General features: G+C 64.3%; 10 protein-coding genes. 3 read left to right on the top strand and 7 right to left on the bottom strand.

The window, feature by feature from the left end; translation table 11 throughout:
• Positions 1 to 213 precede the first annotated feature (213 nt).
• From U9J33_RS14025 to U9J33_RS14015, 3 genes are all read right to left on the bottom strand, one after another.
• Entirely contained in the window at positions 214 to 516 is a 303-nt protein-coding gene (locus tag U9J33_RS14025) for a hypothetical protein (protein WP_324696149.1), read from the bottom strand.
• An 11-nt stretch (positions 517 to 527) separates the two neighbouring features.
• Positions 528 to 3,428 carry a pitrilysin family protein gene (locus tag U9J33_RS14020; protein ID WP_324696147.1) on the bottom strand — a complete coding sequence of 967 codons (2,901 nt, stop codon included), beginning with the start codon at positions 3,426 to 3,428 and terminating at the stop codon, positions 528 to 530.
• A 129-nt stretch (positions 3,429 to 3,557) separates the two neighbouring features.
• Positions 3,558 to 4,013, bottom strand: coding sequence for a nuclear transport factor 2 family protein (locus U9J33_RS14015; RefSeq protein WP_324696145.1), 456 nt, complete (start codon positions 4,011 to 4,013; stop codon positions 3,558 to 3,560).
• Between the two features lie 298 nt (positions 4,014 to 4,311).
• Here U9J33_RS14015 and clpB point away from each other — a divergent pair, with 298 nt between their 5' ends.
• Positions 4,312 to 6,891: an ATP-dependent chaperone ClpB gene (clpB, locus tag U9J33_RS14010; protein ID WP_054440566.1), complete on the top strand. Its 2,580-nt coding sequence runs from the start codon at positions 4,312 to 4,314 to the stop codon at positions 6,889 to 6,891.
• A gap of 59 nt (positions 6,892 to 6,950) precedes the next feature.
• Here clpB and U9J33_RS14005 read toward each other — a convergent pair whose 3' ends face one another.
• The 3 genes from U9J33_RS14005 to U9J33_RS13995 all read right to left on the bottom strand — a co-directional run bounded on the left by U9J33_RS14005 (position 6,951) and on the right by U9J33_RS13995 (position 9,204).
• Positions 6,951 to 7,499 carry a hypothetical protein gene (locus tag U9J33_RS14005; RefSeq protein WP_324696143.1) on the bottom strand — a complete coding sequence of 183 codons (549 nt, stop codon included), beginning with the start codon at positions 7,497 to 7,499 and terminating at the stop codon, positions 6,951 to 6,953.
• 120 nt (positions 7,500 to 7,619) lie between these two features.
• Entirely contained in the window at positions 7,620 to 7,919 is a 300-nt protein-coding gene (locus U9J33_RS14000; protein ID WP_324696141.1) for a hypothetical protein, read from the bottom strand.
• Positions 7,920 to 8,004: 85 nt separating this feature from the next.
• A complete protein-coding gene (locus U9J33_RS13995; protein ID WP_324696140.1) occupies positions 8,005 to 9,204 on the bottom strand; it encodes an aspartyl/asparaginyl beta-hydroxylase domain-containing protein in 1,200 nt (399 codons plus the stop codon).
• A 70-nt stretch (positions 9,205 to 9,274) separates the two neighbouring features.
• On the opposite strand from U9J33_RS13995, the gene U9J33_RS13990 reads away from it, so the two are divergent.
• Positions 9,275 to 10,297, top strand: a complete 1,023-nt coding sequence (locus U9J33_RS13990; protein WP_324696138.1) for a hypothetical protein — start codon at positions 9,275 to 9,277, stop codon at positions 10,295 to 10,297.
• 154 nt (positions 10,298 to 10,451) lie between these two features.
• Here U9J33_RS13990 and U9J33_RS13985 read toward each other — a convergent pair whose 3' ends face one another.
• Entirely contained in the window at positions 10,452 to 13,382 is a 2,931-nt protein-coding gene (locus tag U9J33_RS13985; protein ID WP_132469320.1) for a TonB-dependent receptor domain-containing protein, read from the bottom strand.
• Between the two features lie 485 nt (positions 13,383 to 13,867).
• Between U9J33_RS13985 and U9J33_RS13980 the strand changes: the two genes are divergently transcribed.
• Positions 13,868 to 14,653, top strand: a complete 786-nt coding sequence (locus U9J33_RS13980) for an SDR family oxidoreductase (RefSeq protein WP_054440562.1) — start codon at positions 13,868 to 13,870, stop codon at positions 14,651 to 14,653.
• Positions 14,654 to 14,657 lie beyond the last annotated feature (4 nt).

The raw sequence follows: 14,657 nt of genomic DNA, 5'->3' as shown, positions 1-14,657 counted from the left end.
AACCCCCGGCAAGGTAGCGGCCGATGTTCCCCAACGTCGGTCTTTCCTGCGCGATCAGCCAATATTGGGCCTGGTGCAAACTGGCAAGAGACTTGATGTTAAAGAATAGAATTCAGCTCTGCCGCGCGGGGCGATCATGTGGGAATGGCAGCGGCCATGAAAAAAGGGCAGCCATCGCTGGCCGCCCTTTTTCTTGTCTGCGGGTTCGCCGGTTCAGGCGATTTTGTTGCCTTCCAGCTTCATCGTACCGAAGAAGCCGGCTTTGATCGTGCCGGTGAGGTCGGTGCCGTCGACCGTGGCCTTGCAGTCGAGATCGATCGGCATCGGTGAGGTCATCTTCATCTTCCAGCTCAGCGTGTTGCCGCTGATCTTGCCGTCCCGCAATTCCATCGTGCCGAGGTCGCCGGTGATCTGGCCGGTGAAGGTGTCACCTGCCGGAATGATGGTAAGCGTGCCCTTCTGATGCCCCATCGGGGTCTTGGTCGAACATTCGTAAGTTCCGCCGAGCAGCGACATTCCTGGTCTCCTTATTCTTGGCCTTCGGGCGCTGCCGGTGCCGCGCGCACTTCGACGGGCAGGCCGAGGCCCTTGAGTTGCGGTTCAACCACCTTGCGATCGCCCACGATCACGAACGTCAGGCCGTTGGGCTGGAGATATTGCGTGGCGGCAGCGCCGATCGCCTTGGCGTCTATCGTGCGATACCTGGCGGCAAGGCCGACGTAATAATCTTCCGGGCGGCCGAGACGGTCGTTCTTGCGGATTGCTGCCTGCACGGCGGCGTCGGTTTCGAACAGGTTGGGAAGCTGCCGGATCGCGCCTTCGGTAACGCGCTGGAGTTCCTCCGCGGTTACCGGCCTGCCTGCCGGAAGCGCGCCCATGTCGGCGATGATGGCCTTGATCGCCTCGCCGGTCTTGTCGGACTGGACCGGGGCCGCGACCTGGACCGAGCGTGGGCCGACGGGCTGAGCCACGCCGCTATGGACGCCGTAGCTCCAGCCCTTGTCCTCGCGCAGGTCCTTGTTGAGGCGCGAGAGGAAGCCGCCGCCGAGCACGTCGTTAGCCAGTTGCAGGGGTTCCGCGTCCGGGGTCTTCCCGGTCATCGGCAGGACGCGGCCCGCCACGATCACGGATTGCGGCGAATTCGGCCGGTCGATCAGGACGATCCGGCTGCCGGTGGCGGCGGGCACGGCGGTGTCGAGCGGCTTTACGGGTTTTGGCACGGCCGGGGCCTGCCACTGGCCGAAGGCGCGTTCCAACATCGGCTTCAGTTCGGCCATCGTCACATCCCCCACCACGGTGATCCGGGCGAGATCGGGGCGCAGCCACTTGTCATGCGCGGCCTTGAGCTGGGCAGGGGTGAGCGCGGCGAGCGAGGCGGCATTGCCGAGGCCGTCCGAGGGCTGGGCGTAAGGGTGGTTCCCGAAGAGTTCGCTGCCGAGCGAGCGGGCGGCGAGATCGTCCGGCGTTGACAGCGCCTGCGCCAGTTCGGCTTCCGACTGGGACTTCACGCGCTCCACTTCGGACGGGCTGAAGGCGGGATCGCGCACGATCTGGGCCATGAGGTCCAGCGATGGCGAGAGATTGGCCGAGAGCGCCGAGAGCGTCACGCTGCTGGTGTCCAGCGAGCCGTCGATCGAAATGCTGGCGCCGAGGCGTTCCTGCGCTTCGGCGATGCGGGTTGCGTCGAGCTTCGAGGTGCCCTGGTCGAGCATGGCCAGCATCAGCCCCTGCGTGCCCGGCGTATCGAGCGCATCGGCGGCATAGCCGGCGTCGAAATCGAGCGAGAGCACCAGCTTGGGAACCGCGGTACGGCGCGCAAGCGCCACCGGGATGCCGTTGGAAAGCGTCGTGCGCTCGATCGCCGGGAAAGTCAGTGCGCCGATCTGGCCGAGTTGCGGGAATTCGCGCTTGGGTCCGGCGGCGAGGGCAGGCGCCTTGGCCGTGGGGTCCGGGCGGGGTGCGGGCTGTTTCGCCTCGTCGCCCCAGCCGCCCATGGCATCGCCGCTTTCGGTGCGGGCGCCGGGAACGACGTCGAGGGCATAGACCGGGCGCGAGAGCCATTTGTTCATTGCCGCCTTGACTTCCGCCGGGGTGAGCGCGGCCATGCGGGCAAGGTCCTGCTTGTACTTGGCGGGATCGTCCGAATAGACCTGACCCTCGGCCAGGGTGGCTCCCTTGCCGCTGAAGCCGCCGACGCGTTCAAGGCCGCCGATCTCGCCGGAAAGGGTGCTGACGACGGCACGGCGCACTTCATCCTCGGTCGGCCCGTCGCGCAAGTAGTCGGCGAGGACCTTGTCGAAGGCGGCGTTGGCCTTGGCGCGGTTCACGCCGGGCTTCACGTCCATGGCCATGGTGAGCATGCTGAGCTGCTGGAACACCTGCGAATAGGCGGTCACGGCCACCGCAAGCTGCTGTCCGCGTACCAGTTCATTGTCGAGCCGCGAACTGGCAAGGCCGCCGAGCACCCGCATGCCGATCTGGAGCGCGGGGGTATCGGCATCGTTCAGGCCGGGAGCGGTCCAGTTGCGGGTAAGGCGCAGGACCGGCACCTGGTCTACGATTTCGCGCTTCACCGGCGCCGAAAGCGTCACGGGTTCGGCAGTGACGGGCTTGATCTCGGGGCCGCGCGGAATGTCGCCGAACCATTTCTCCACCTTGGGGCGGGCGGTGGCGGCGTCGATGTCGCCCGAGAGCACGAGCACGACGTTGTTCGGGCCGTAGTGGTCGGTAAACCACTTGCGAACGTCCGTGAGGGTGGCGGCGTCGAGGTCGGCCATCGAGCCGATGGTGGAGTGGCGGTAGGGGTGGCCCACCGGCAGCAGGCCTTCGGCCTGGGCATATTCGAAGAGGCCGTAGGGCTGGTTGTCACCCTGGCGCTTCTCGTTCTGGACGACGCCCCGTTGCTTGTCGAGTTTGTCCTGGGTGACTGCGGGCAGCAGGTGGCCCATGCGGTCGCTTTCCATGAACAGCGCAAGGTCCAGCGCGCCCGTGGGCACGGTTTCCACGTAATTGGTGCGGTCGTACCAGGTGGAGCCGTTGGTGGGCGTGGAGCCCGCGCCTTCCAGCGGCACGTCGAAGTCCGGCACGTTGGCCGATCCGCCGAAGAACAGGTGCTCGTAAAGATGCGCGAAGCCGGTCTTTCCGCGCGGCTCGTTCTTGGAGCCGACCTTGTAGTACGCCGTCACCCCGACGATAGGGGCCTTGCGATCGGTGTGGATGATCGTGGTGAGCCCATTGGCGAGCACGAACTTCTCGTAAGGGATGTCCACCCTGGCGACGAGTTCGGCCGGGGAGGCCGGTGCCGGGGCGGCATTCTCCGACGGTGCCGGCGGTGGCGAGGCGACACTGGCCGTGGGGGCGCTGGCGCAGGCGGAGAGAGCGAGGGCGGCGGCGAGCGCAATGGCGCTGGAACGGGGAGCAAGTCGCATGGCCAAAGGTCTAGCACGTTGTTCGGCAAGGACCAGCGACAAAGGCGATGGGATGCAAGAGGGGCGGCGGGAAGAGAGAGGTCGTCCCGGATCGGGTCCGGGACGACGGACAATTCCCCCCGCCGTTGATTACCCCCGCTTGAAGATCTGGCCGGAATCGAAGCGGGTGATGCGCCACTCCCCGTCGCTGTCGCGGCGGCATTCCATCTTCACGTCGGCGACTGCCAGCGGATCGCAGTATTTCTCGAACGGAGCCTCGCCCACGGCGGCGAAGAACACCAGGAGATAGCCGACTTTCGCATGGTCGGCATCGTCGAAGGAAACCCGCAGCGAAGTGATGATATGGCGCATGGTCATCAGGCCCGCGCCTGCCCGCAGCGCTTCGGCGCGGCCTTTGTAGAAGGTCTCGACCGCGGGCAGTCCCTCGCGCCATTCGCCGCCGACGTTGTAGGCCACATCCTCGGCCAGAACGTCGGCGCTGCGCATTTCGAGGCCGTTGTGAATGTCCAGTTCGTCGCCCCATTCATAGACGACCTGCTTGATGGCAAGCACGTCCGCTGCCTGCTGGGGAGTGAATTTCGCCACGTCTGATGCCTCTTCCCATTGGTTTTCGGGTCTTGTCGGGAGAGGCTAGGCAAGGGCAACCTTCGCGCCAAGCGAATGCGCAACGGCAGGCACGTTCAACGCCACGGCGACGTTTTCGAGGGGGTGGCATTCCGCGCGGCGCTTCCCATCTTGTGACAAGCCGGTTCCGGCTCTTGAGAATCAACGCTTTCTTCCCATCTGCGCGCCATCAGAATGTGCCGCGCGAAAAATGTCATGGCACACCTTGTGTTGCAAATGTACAACACTATATGGTCGAGATCAGGAGGCAATTCATACCATGAATCTCGAAAAGTTCACTGACCGGGCCAAGGGTTTCCTTCAGGCGGCGCAGACTGTTGCGATCCGCATGAATCATCAGCGCATCAGCTCCGACCACATCCTCAAGGCCCTTCTTGAGGATAGCGAGGGCATGGCTTCCGGCCTCATCCAGCGCGCGGGCGGCAATCCGGCCTTCGCGGTGCAGGAAATCGACAAGGCGCTCGGCAGGATTCCCACGGTTTCGGGCAGCGGTGCCCAGGGCGCTCCGGGGCTGGACAACGATGCCGTGCGCGTGCTCGACCAGGCCGAGCAACTCGCCGCCAAGTCGGGCGACAGCTTCGTCACCGTGGAGCGCATGCTGCTCGCGCTGGCGCTGGCCACCACGACTTCGGCGGGGCAGGCGCTCAAGGCCGCCAACCTCACGCCCCAGGCGCTGGAGGCGGCGATTTCCGAACTGCGCGGCGGCCGCAATGCCGACAGCGCTTCGGCCGAAAACGCCTATGACGCGATGAAGAAGTATGCCCGCGACCTCACGCAGGCCGCGCGCGACGGCAAGCTCGACCCGGTGATCGGCCGTGACGAGGAAATCCGCCGCACCGTCCAGATCCTCGCCCGCCGCACCAAGAACAACCCCGTGCTCATCGGCGACCCCGGCGTTGGCAAGACCGCCATCGCCGAGGGCCTGGCGCTGCGCATCGCCAATGGCGACGTGCCCGACAGCCTCAAGGACCGCAGCCTCATGGCGCTCGACATGGGCTCGCTGATCGCGGGCGCCAAGTATCGCGGCGAGTTCGAGGAACGCCTCAAGGCAGTGCTCGACGAAGTGAAGGGCGCGGACGGCCAGATCATCCTGTTCATCGACGAGATGCACACGCTGATCGGCGCGGGCGCTTCCGAAGGTTCGATGGATGCGGGCAACCTGCTGAAGCCCGCCCTCGCACGCGGCGAACTGCACTGCATCGGCGCGACCACCCTCGATGAATACCAGAAGTACGTCGAGAAGGACGCGGCCTTGCAGCGCCGGTTCCAGCCGGTCTTCGTGGGCGAGCCGACGGTGGAGGACACGATCTCGATCCTGCGCGGGCTCAAGGAGAAGTACGAGCTGCATCACGGCGTGCGGATCACCGACGGCGCCATTGTGGCGGCGGCGACGCTCTCCAACCGCTACATCACCAACCGCTTCCTGCCGGACAAGGCGATCGACCTCATGGACGAGGCCGCCAGCCGCATCCGCATGGAAGTGGAGAGCAAGCCCGAGGAGATCGAGAAGCTCGACCGCCGTATCATCCAGCTCAAGATCGAGGAAATGGCCCTCGGCAAGGAGACCGACGAGGCATCGAAGGACCGCCTTGCCTCTCTGCGCGAGGAACTGGCCAATCTCGAACAGCAGTCGAGCGAACTGACCACGCGCTGGCAGAACGAGCGCGACAAGATCGCCGCGGAAGGCAGGATCAAGGAGCAGCTCGATGCCGCGCGCGTCGAGCTCGATCAGGCCCAGCGGACAGGCGACCTCGCCAAGGCGGGCGAGCTTGCCTATGGCACGATCCCCTCGCTGGAGCGCAAGCTGTCCGAGGCGCAGGCCCAGGCCGGAAACGCGCTCCTGCGTGAAGAGGTGACCGAGGACGACATCGCCGGCGTTGTTAGCCGCTGGACCGGGGTTCCGGTGGACAAGATGCTGGAAGGCGAGCGCGAGAAGCTCCTCAAGATGGAGGACGTGATCGGCGCGCGCGTGATCGGCCAGAAGGATGCGGTCTCGGCCGTTTCCAAGGCGGTGCGGCGCGCCCGCGCCGGGCTTCAGGATCCGAACCGACCGCTGGGCTCGTTCCTGTTCCTCGGCCCGACGGGTGTCGGCAAGACCGAGCTGACCAAGGCGCTCGCGGGCTTCCTGTTCGACGACGACAGCGCGATGGTCCGCATCGACATGAGCGAGTTCATGGAGAAGCACGCGGTGTCCCGCCTGATCGGCGCGCCTCCGGGCTATGTCGGCTACGACGAGGGCGGCGTTCTGACAGAGGCGGTGCGGCGCCGGCCTTATCAGGTCGTGCTGTTCGACGAGGTCGAGAAGGCGCACCCGGACGTGTTCAACGTGCTGCTGCAAGTGCTCGACGACGGACGCCTGACCGATGGGCAGGGCAGGGTGGTGGATTTCACCAACACCCTGATCATCCTGACCAGCAACCTCGGCAGCCAGTACCTGACCCAGCTTGACGAAGGGCAGGACGTGGACACCGTGGAGCCGCAAGTGATGGAAGTGGTGCGCGGGCATTTCCGCCCCGAATTCCTCAACCGTCTCGACGAGATCGTGCTGTTCCACCGCCTCGGCCAGGAGCACATGGGTCCGATCGTCGATATCCAGGTGGCGCGTGTCCAGAAGCTGCTCAAGGACCGCAAGATCGTGCTCGACCTGACCGACGCGGCCAAGCGCTGGCTCGGCCGGGTGGGCTACGATCCGGTCTACGGCGCCAGGCCCTTGAAGCGGGCGGTCCAGCGCTACGTCCAGGACCCGCTGGCAGAGAAGCTGCTGGCAGGCGAAGTGCCGGACGGTTCGCACGTCCACATCGACGACGGCGACGGCGCGCTGGCGATCAGCGTGGAGTAAAACGAAAAGAGGGTGCGAGATTGATCTCGCACCCTTTTCCTTACAATCGTTGCGGCAGGTCAGTTGACCCGATGTGCTTTCAGCGCTCGGCCGCCCTTGAAGCGGACCCAGTAGGACCCGAGAGCGGCGGCTTCCAGTTCAACGTCGTCGCCCACCTTGGGCATGCGAACCGTGCCCAGTGCTTCGTTGGTCTGCCACTGTGCTCCGTCTGCCAACGTGAAGAGCAGCTTTCCGCTGGCCGCTCCCCGGACCGAGGAAAGCGTGGTCTTGATGAGCTTGACCTCTTCCTCGCCGCTTCTTTCCCCGCCCCCGAAAAGATCGACGCGAGGAAGGGTGAAGCCGAAGAGCGAGCGGCGGACTTCACGAATGCCTTCCTTGTCCACGACCTTCACACTGCCGGTTTCGATCGCTCCCAGCAATATTCGGCTTTCGCGATCGAAGCAGGCGAGGCGTTCGCCGGAATCGGCGATTGCTCGACACGCCGCAAGCTTGGCCACATCCGGAGGAAGCGCTCTGTCGGAATCCTTGGCCTGCGCTGGACATGCGGCGAAAGTCGCGAGAAGTCCCACCGCGCCAATGGCCGCGCTGGGCAGAAATCGGTGTGCCATGCTGGAAACAGTCCCCTCGGAATTCTTCACCCGACCCTAGCGGGCGACCGCCGGTTTGCAAGCGCGGCTCGGCCGGATGCGCTTGCCTGGGTCGGGAGAGCAGGTGTTTCAGCGCTGGCCTTACTGGCCGCCGGGGCGACTGCGGCTGTAATCGACGATGTCCCTTGCCGCTTCGCTGCCGCGTTCGCGCAGGCGGCGCCATTCACCGACGGGCTTGCAGACACGTTCTCCGGCGAGGCGGCTGCCGGTAACCTTGATCATGCGGCACTTGATGACGTCATCGGGGTCGGTCAGCGCATTCGGTGCGGCTGCCACCGGTGTTGTTGTTGCGGCGGCTGGTTCGGCGGCCTGCGCAGCCGCGCTGACACCGAGGCAGCCGAGCAAGGGAAGTGCGGCAGTAGCTAGAACGATTCGGAACATGTGGAGATCCTGATTTTCATCTAAAGGCAAAGTACCGCGAGCAGCGTTGCGGCGCAAATGAACTGTCGCGGCGTTCCAAGCGGACTTAGCGGCCGATATCGTGTTCCTGGGGAGAAAGTCCCAGTGAGTCCGCTACATCGCAGAACTCGATGATCGCGTCCTGTTCAACCTGCGAAAGGTGAGGGTTCCAGGCATCGAAGATCAACAGGATTCTATCCTCTTCTCCGTGGTTCCATGCTTCGTGGTCGATCGTGTCGGAGAAAGCGAAAGGCTTTCCCTCGATCCATTCCCGTTCTTCGCCGCCCACGCGAAAGCCGCATTTTGGGGGTACTACGAGCGGCAGGTGGATGATCGCCCGGGTGTTGGTTACGCCTGTGTGTGGCGGGATGACTTTGCCGGGTTTCAGGACGGAGAAGAACGCGGTTGGCGCGCGATTGGGAATGCGGGCCATCGGAACCGCGTCAAGCGCCGCGAAGGTGGCAGGGCAATGCTCTGCAAGTGCCTCGTTGCGGGTGCCGTATTCCCAGAGGAAGCAGGCGCTCCAGTCAAGCTTCCCGTCGAGCACGGCCCATGGGCCAGCATGGCCGCCCTTGGGCATCTGGACATACGGCCTGAAGAGATGCCGGCAGTTCGCAAGCACATGAACCGCTTCTGCGCGAATCTTGTCAGCCTGGGCGGCGAGCTGGTCGAACCATGGGAACAGATCGTCATCGAAGAACTCGTCCGCTGGCAGAAATGGGTAATGCAGCCCCGAACAGCGATCGTTGAAGATCTGGCGCTTGCCGGTCGCTGCGTCGAGAAAGGCGCGGGCACGGCGCGCGTCGCGGCCCTGAAGCATTTCCAGCCTGCTGGAGACGCGGGTTTCCATGCCCTGTGTCAGCGTCGCCTGAATGCCGGCGATCACCCGCTGGCCTTGCGCCACTTCCTCTGCGAGCAGGGGCGGCAGTTCTCCGATCGCCTGACTCATTTGAATGACGGCGTGCCACGCGGAGAGGGCTTGCGATTCCTCACCGCGTCGTGTCCGCAATTGGGCGGTGCGCAGCCAGGCAATGAAATCGCGCGCGTCCAGCGCGATCGCGGCCTTCAGCGCCGCAATTTCGCCTTCGTCGTCTCCCGCCGCCCTGCAGGCCGTCGCCAGGTTCCGTTGCAGCGCGCCTGATTCCGGGTCGGCCTCTGCTGCGACCCGATGACAATCGATTGCGGTGGCAAAGTCGCCACTTCGTAACGCTGCAAGGCCTCGCGCGTTGGCGCTTGCCGCGAGTTCGTTGACTTGGGAATCCCCCATTGATGCCCCCTGAATTTACCCCTTGCCCTCGATCTTGCCATTGCCTCTCGGACGTAGCAAGAAGGCCGTCATGACGCTGTCAACAGATATGCAGGTTCCCGAGGCGGCCTGGCTCGCCCACCGTTACGATCCCGCTCAGGACAGCTACCAGTTCCGCCGGATCGAGCGGTCAGGGCGCCAGCAGGTCCCGTTCCTGACTGACGAACATCTGGGGGTGGAGACAAGCCCGGTCGTCATCCGCCGGCAGGCACTTGCCGACTGGGATCGGGCAGCGGGATGCCAGCCGCATTTCATCTTCCATTCGGCATTCTGCGCCTCGACCATGTTGGTCCAGGCGCTGGACCTGCCCGGCATCGCGGCGGGGCTTTCGGAGCCGGTTCTTCTCAACGACCTGATCGGATGGCGTCGCAGAGGCGCAGACCCGAGACAGATGGGGGAAGTGGCGGCGGATATGCTGGCGCTCATAGCCCGCCCGTTCGTGAAGGGAGAGCGGACGGTGATCAAGCCGTCCAACATCGTGAATCCGATCATTCCGGCGCTGATGAACCTTGCCCCTGATTCAAGGGCGGTTCTTCTCTATGCTCCGCTTGAGCCGTTCCTGCTTTCGGTCGTGAGAAAGGGATTGTGGTGCAGGATCTGGTGCCGGCAGCTTGCGAAGGGATATCTCGTAGATCGTTACCTGGATTTCGGTTTCAGTCCCGAGGAACTGTTCCTGCAAACCGACCTGCAGATCGCCGCATTGGGCTGGCTCGCGCAGCAGCGTCATTTCGCGCAAATCGCGGCTCAGATGCCTGACCGGGTCGCCACCCTGGATAGCGAGGCCTTGACGCGTCGCCCCGTGGATTCGGTGGCGGCGGTCTTGCGCCATTATCGCCTTCCGGTGCCTGACCGGGACGTGCTGGCCGGTCAGCCTGCCTTGCACCGCGACAGCAAGAGCGGGGACGCATTCTCGGCCGGGCAGCGCCAGCGCGATCAGGATACCGCGCGCATGGCTCACCGCGATGAAATCGGGACAGTCCTGGAATGGGCGTCCACGATTGCCGCGGCTCAGAATATTCCGCTGGAACTTCCAAACGCCCTGAATTTCGGCTGATTGCCGATGGCGCGGCGGCCGCCGCCTGCACGTCCAGGGCTATAGCCTTGGCGTAGGCCGCGGTGCGCACCTGAATTCTCGCGCTTTCATGTGCCGCAAAGAAAAAGGGGCGGACGTTGCCGTCCACCCCTCAATCTCAAATCGTCGGTAACGATTAGAAGCGCAGCTTTGCAGCCACGGCAAAGCGACGGCCCAGAGCGTCGTAGGTCGACGGGTAGGTGTTGCCGCTGTTGTATGCGGTCGAACCGATGTTCGAGCCGACGATCGGCGGCTTCTTGTCGAACAGGTTCTGGATCGTGACCGTGAACGTGACGTTGTCGGTCGCGTTGAAGCGGGTCGTCAGGTCGAAGTAATCGAACGCCTTGATCCGGTTGAAGTCGACGTTCTTGCCGGCAAGCGCGCCGACGTCGTCGCCAAGGGTGCCCTGGAACGCTTCGCCGAAGTCTTCGTACTTGAAGCTGTCGATGTGGCGCCACAGCAGCGAGACGTCGATGTTCTCGAATGCCAGGGTCGTACGGGTCGACCACTGCCACTTCGGCTGAAGCGAAGCGCAGTTTTCGGAGTAGAGGCCGACGCAGTCACGTGCAACGCCAGTCGGCGAGGACTGGAACACGCTCTTGTCGGTCCAGTTGCCGTTCAGCGCCAGGATCAGGTCCGCGAAACCGATGTTACGGCGATAGTTGGCCGTGAAATCGATACCGGCGGTCGACAGCTTGCCCTGGTTGCTGAGGTTGAGGGCAAGGCCCGGCGTGGTGGCCGGATCGCCGCTCAGGCCGCCGTCGAGCGGGTTACGCTGGATGGCAAGGCAGGCAGGGTTGGTGACGCTGAGGTTGTCGAAGCAGGCCGACATGGCGTCGCCCGGCGTCGGCGTGGTGATCGCGTCCTTGATCTTGATGTTGTAGTAGTCGACCGTGAGCGACAGACCGGGAACGACGCTGGGCTGGAAGACGACACCAAGGGTCCAGGAGTCCGACTTTTCGGGCTTCAGGTTGATGTTGCCGCCGCCCGTGTAGTTGGCCTGGCCGGCTGCCGGCTGGAAGATGTTTCCAACGTTGGCGGCAGTCGCACCCTGAGCGATACAGACGTCACGAAGAACGCCGGTCGGAGCCGAGCGGCCCGGGATCGCGCCGCCGGTGTCTGTGAAGGTGGCGCAGGGATCGTCCGACAGGTTGGTGAGGGCGGTGGTGACCGGGTAGAACAGCTCGTAGATGTTCGGGGCGCGAACGGCACGGCTGTAGTTACCGCGCAGCTTGATGTCCGAAACCGGACCCCAGACGCCGCCGACGGTCCAGGTCGTGGTATTGTACTTCGGGCTGCTTGCAGCGTCGACTTCGTAGTGCGACTGGCGGACGCCTGCGTTCAGCGAGAGTTCCTCGAAGAACGGCTTGTCCTGAACCAGCGGAACCTGAAGTTCGCCGAAGACTTCGTAGACCTTGTAGCCGCCCTTGATGTTCGGGGCCGCGCCGCCGGCACCGCCGAGGTCGCCGGTCTGGGCAAGCGTGTCAGAAGCCTGGCTGGCGTTGTATTCGCGGAATTCGACACCGGCCGCGAACGAGATCGGGTCGGAGGCGAACGGCGAACTGACGCCGATGTTGCCGCTCAGTTCCGCAGTGGCCTGGGCCAGCGAGAAGCGGTTGATGACAGTCGATTCCTCGGTGAGGAAGTCGATCTGCTCAGCCGTGAGCGTGGTGGCATCCGGGGTGAACCAGTTGACCGGGATACAGCCATCGGTCGTGCCTTCGAGGCAGGTGGAGCTGTTGGTCGCCAGCAGCGAGTCGCGAATGCGGCTGTTGAGCGTGTAGCCCTTGATGGTCTGGATGTTTTCGGATTCGCCATAAGCGCCCGAAACGTCGAACTGGATGTTGCTGGTTACGTCACCGCGAATACCGGCACGATAGTCGAACATCGTGGTCTGGTAGTCGGAGATACGCGGACCGACTTCGACGGCACGACGGTACATCGAGGTCGTGGCGGTGCGGTAGTTCGGGTCGTTGGGATCGGTTGCGGCGGCTGCGAGGGCGCAGGACGCAGCGTCGAGGCCGGCGATCGAGCAGAACGAGCTGCGCAGGCCGTCGTTCAGGAACGGGTTCGAGATCGGAATGTCGACCGAGATGCCGAATGCGCCCGAGGGGGCGATGACCGTCGAGACGGTCTGCTTCGAGAACATGCCGCGGCTGTAGATCTCGATGTTGTCGGCAACTTCATACTTCGCGGAGCTGAAGATGTTGAAGCGTTCGAACGGCGTGCTGAAGATGTTCGACGGGTTGAAGTTGTAGGGCTGGTAGTAGGGAACCAGGCTCTGGCCGTCAGGCGCGATCTGCTGGGCGCCGAAGCGGGTCGGAAGGGTCGTGCCCGAACCCGAGGCTTCGCCCGAGAAGCTGTCGACGTTGTAGACCGAGTAGCCGCGCTGGCCCTGGTAGACAGGGTCTGCCTGCTGATAGCCGATGCCCAGGATCACGTGACCGCGGCCATCGTCGAACGAGGCGCCGGTCGACAGGTCGGTACGGAAGGTGGCGCCGTCGCCCTGTTCGGTGATCTGGTAGCTGCTGTTCAGCTCCAGGCCTTCGAATTCGTTGTTGATGACGAAGTTGACGACGCCCGAGATGGCGTCGGCACCGTAGGTGGCCGATGCACCGCCGGTCAGGACGTCAACGCGCTCGACGAGGGCGAGCGGGATGTTGTTGAGGTCGACACGGCCGACCAGTTCGGCGGGGACGATGCGCTGGCCGTCCAGCAGGACGATGTTGCGGTTCGAACCGAGGCCGCGAAGGTCGACGTAGCTTGCGCCGCCGTTGCCGTTGTTGACCGCGGAACCGATCGACGGGACGATGCCCGGAATTTCGCGCAGGACTTCTTCGGCAACGTTGTTCTGGGCCAGCTGGATCGTGTCTGCGGTCGTGACGTTGACCGGGGCAGCTTGCGTCAGGTTCGGGTTGTTGATGCGCGAACCGGTGACGACGATGGCTTCGCTCGCGGGTGCTTCTTCAGTCGCCGCGTCCTGCGCGTAGGCGCCGGTTGCGGTGAACGTGAAGGCGGCAACGCACGTTGCGCTCCGGAGAGCGGCCTTCTTCAGAGATGTTTTCACTTTTGTGTCCCTTGTTGCTTTCGTCCGCCTGTCAGGTGCGTGACCAATCCTGATGGGCGAGCCGGATGCCAGCAGTGGGTGTGTATGCACATGCCCCTGCCATGTCGGAGGTTGTCGCGGCAGGCGATCCGGCTTTCAATCCCCTTCGCCGCGTTGCGCAAATTGTCTCGGAGGCTGTGATCTTGCTGCAACAGTGCTACGGTATTGCACGCAGTTTGCAGTCTTGCCCGGAAGAATTCAGGTGTTTGCCGAGGGAAATGCAATGTTGCATTTCGGCATGTCGGGTGCCGCAAAATTGCTCTGCGTATCGCTGCGGTGAAATCGTGTTGCGTGCGGGTGCTGCGCCGCATCGAATGGATTGACCGCATGAGCACCGGCTTTTAACCGGGTGCTTAAATCGGCCGGATGGCCCGCTGCCGGGCTATTGTGACGCGGAATTAAGCATTTGGTGCCTGGAAAGTAGGCACGGGCGAAAGGGATTGTGGATGAAACTGGATAGCAGCATGGCCGCGGTCGTTACCGGCGCGGCGTCCGGGCTGGGTGCCGCCACTGCGCGGGCGCTTGCGGCGCAGGGTGTCAAGGTTGCGGTGTTCGACCTCAACGTGGAGGCAGGGGAAGCTGTCGCCGCGGAGATCGGCGGCGTGTTCTGCGAGGTCAACGTCACGGACGATGCCAGCGTCGACGCAGGCTTCGCCAAGGCGCGCGCCGCGCATGGACAGGAACGTATCCTCGTGAACTGCGCGGGCATCGCGCCGGCCGCCAAGACGGTGGGCAAGAACCGCGAGACGGGCGAACCGCGCGCGCATGACATGGCGCTTTTCGAGAAGGCCATCGCCATCAACCTCGTCGGTACGTTCCGTTGCATCAGCAAGTCGGCGGCGGGCATGGTGACGCTCGATCCCCTGGACGAGGCCGGTTCGCGCGGAGCCATCGTCAACACCGCGTCGGTCGCGGCGCAGGACGGCCAGATCGGGCAGGCGGCCTATGCGGCATCCAAGGGCGGCGTCCTTGCCATGACCCTGCCGGTCGCGCGCGATCTCATGGGCGAGGGTATTCGCGTCAACACGATCCTGCCGGGCATCTTCGAGACGCCGATGATGGCGGGCATGCCGCAGCAGGTGCAGGATGCGCTCGCGGCGATGGTTCCCTTCCCCAAGCGACTGGGCAAGCCCGCCGAATATGCCAAGCTGGCGCTCTTCATGCTGGAGCACGACTATATGAACGGCGAATCCGTCCGCCTCGACGGCGCGATCCGACTGGGGCCGAGGTAAGGGC

This window comes from Novosphingobium sp. RL4, from assembly GCF_035658495.1.
GTDB lineage: Bacteria > Pseudomonadota > Alphaproteobacteria > Sphingomonadales > Sphingomonadaceae > Novosphingobium.
Note: the sequence above shows the minus strand (reverse complement) of the source record. Positions and strands in the feature narration are given on the sequence as shown.

Excerpts from the sequence above, each read along its gene's own strand:
- U9J33_RS14020 (WP_324696147.1), bottom strand. The coding sequence starts at position 3,428 with ATGCGACTTGCTCCCCGTTCCAGCGCCATTGCGCTCGCCGCCGCCCTC.
- U9J33_RS13980 (WP_054440562.1), top strand. The coding sequence starts at position 13,868 with ATGAAACTGGATAGCAGCATGGCCGCGGTCGTTACCGGCGCGGCGTCC.
- U9J33_RS14025 (WP_324696149.1), bottom strand. The coding sequence starts at position 516 with ATGTCGCTGCTCGGCGGAACTTACGAATGTTCGACCAAGACCCCGATG.
- U9J33_RS14005 (WP_324696143.1), bottom strand. The coding sequence starts at position 7,499 with ATGGCACACCGATTTCTGCCCAGCGCGGCCATTGGCGCGGTGGGACTT.
- U9J33_RS13995 (WP_324696140.1), bottom strand. The coding sequence starts at position 9,204 with ATGGGGGATTCCCAAGTCAACGAACTCGCGGCAAGCGCCAACGCGCGA.
- U9J33_RS14000 (WP_324696141.1), bottom strand. The coding sequence starts at position 7,919 with ATGTTCCGAATCGTTCTAGCTACTGCCGCACTTCCCTTGCTCGGCTGC.
- clpB (WP_054440566.1), top strand. The coding sequence starts at position 4,312 with ATGAATCTCGAAAAGTTCACTGACCGGGCCAAGGGTTTCCTTCAGGCG.
- U9J33_RS13990 (WP_324696138.1), top strand. The coding sequence starts at position 9,275 with ATGACGCTGTCAACAGATATGCAGGTTCCCGAGGCGGCCTGGCTCGCC.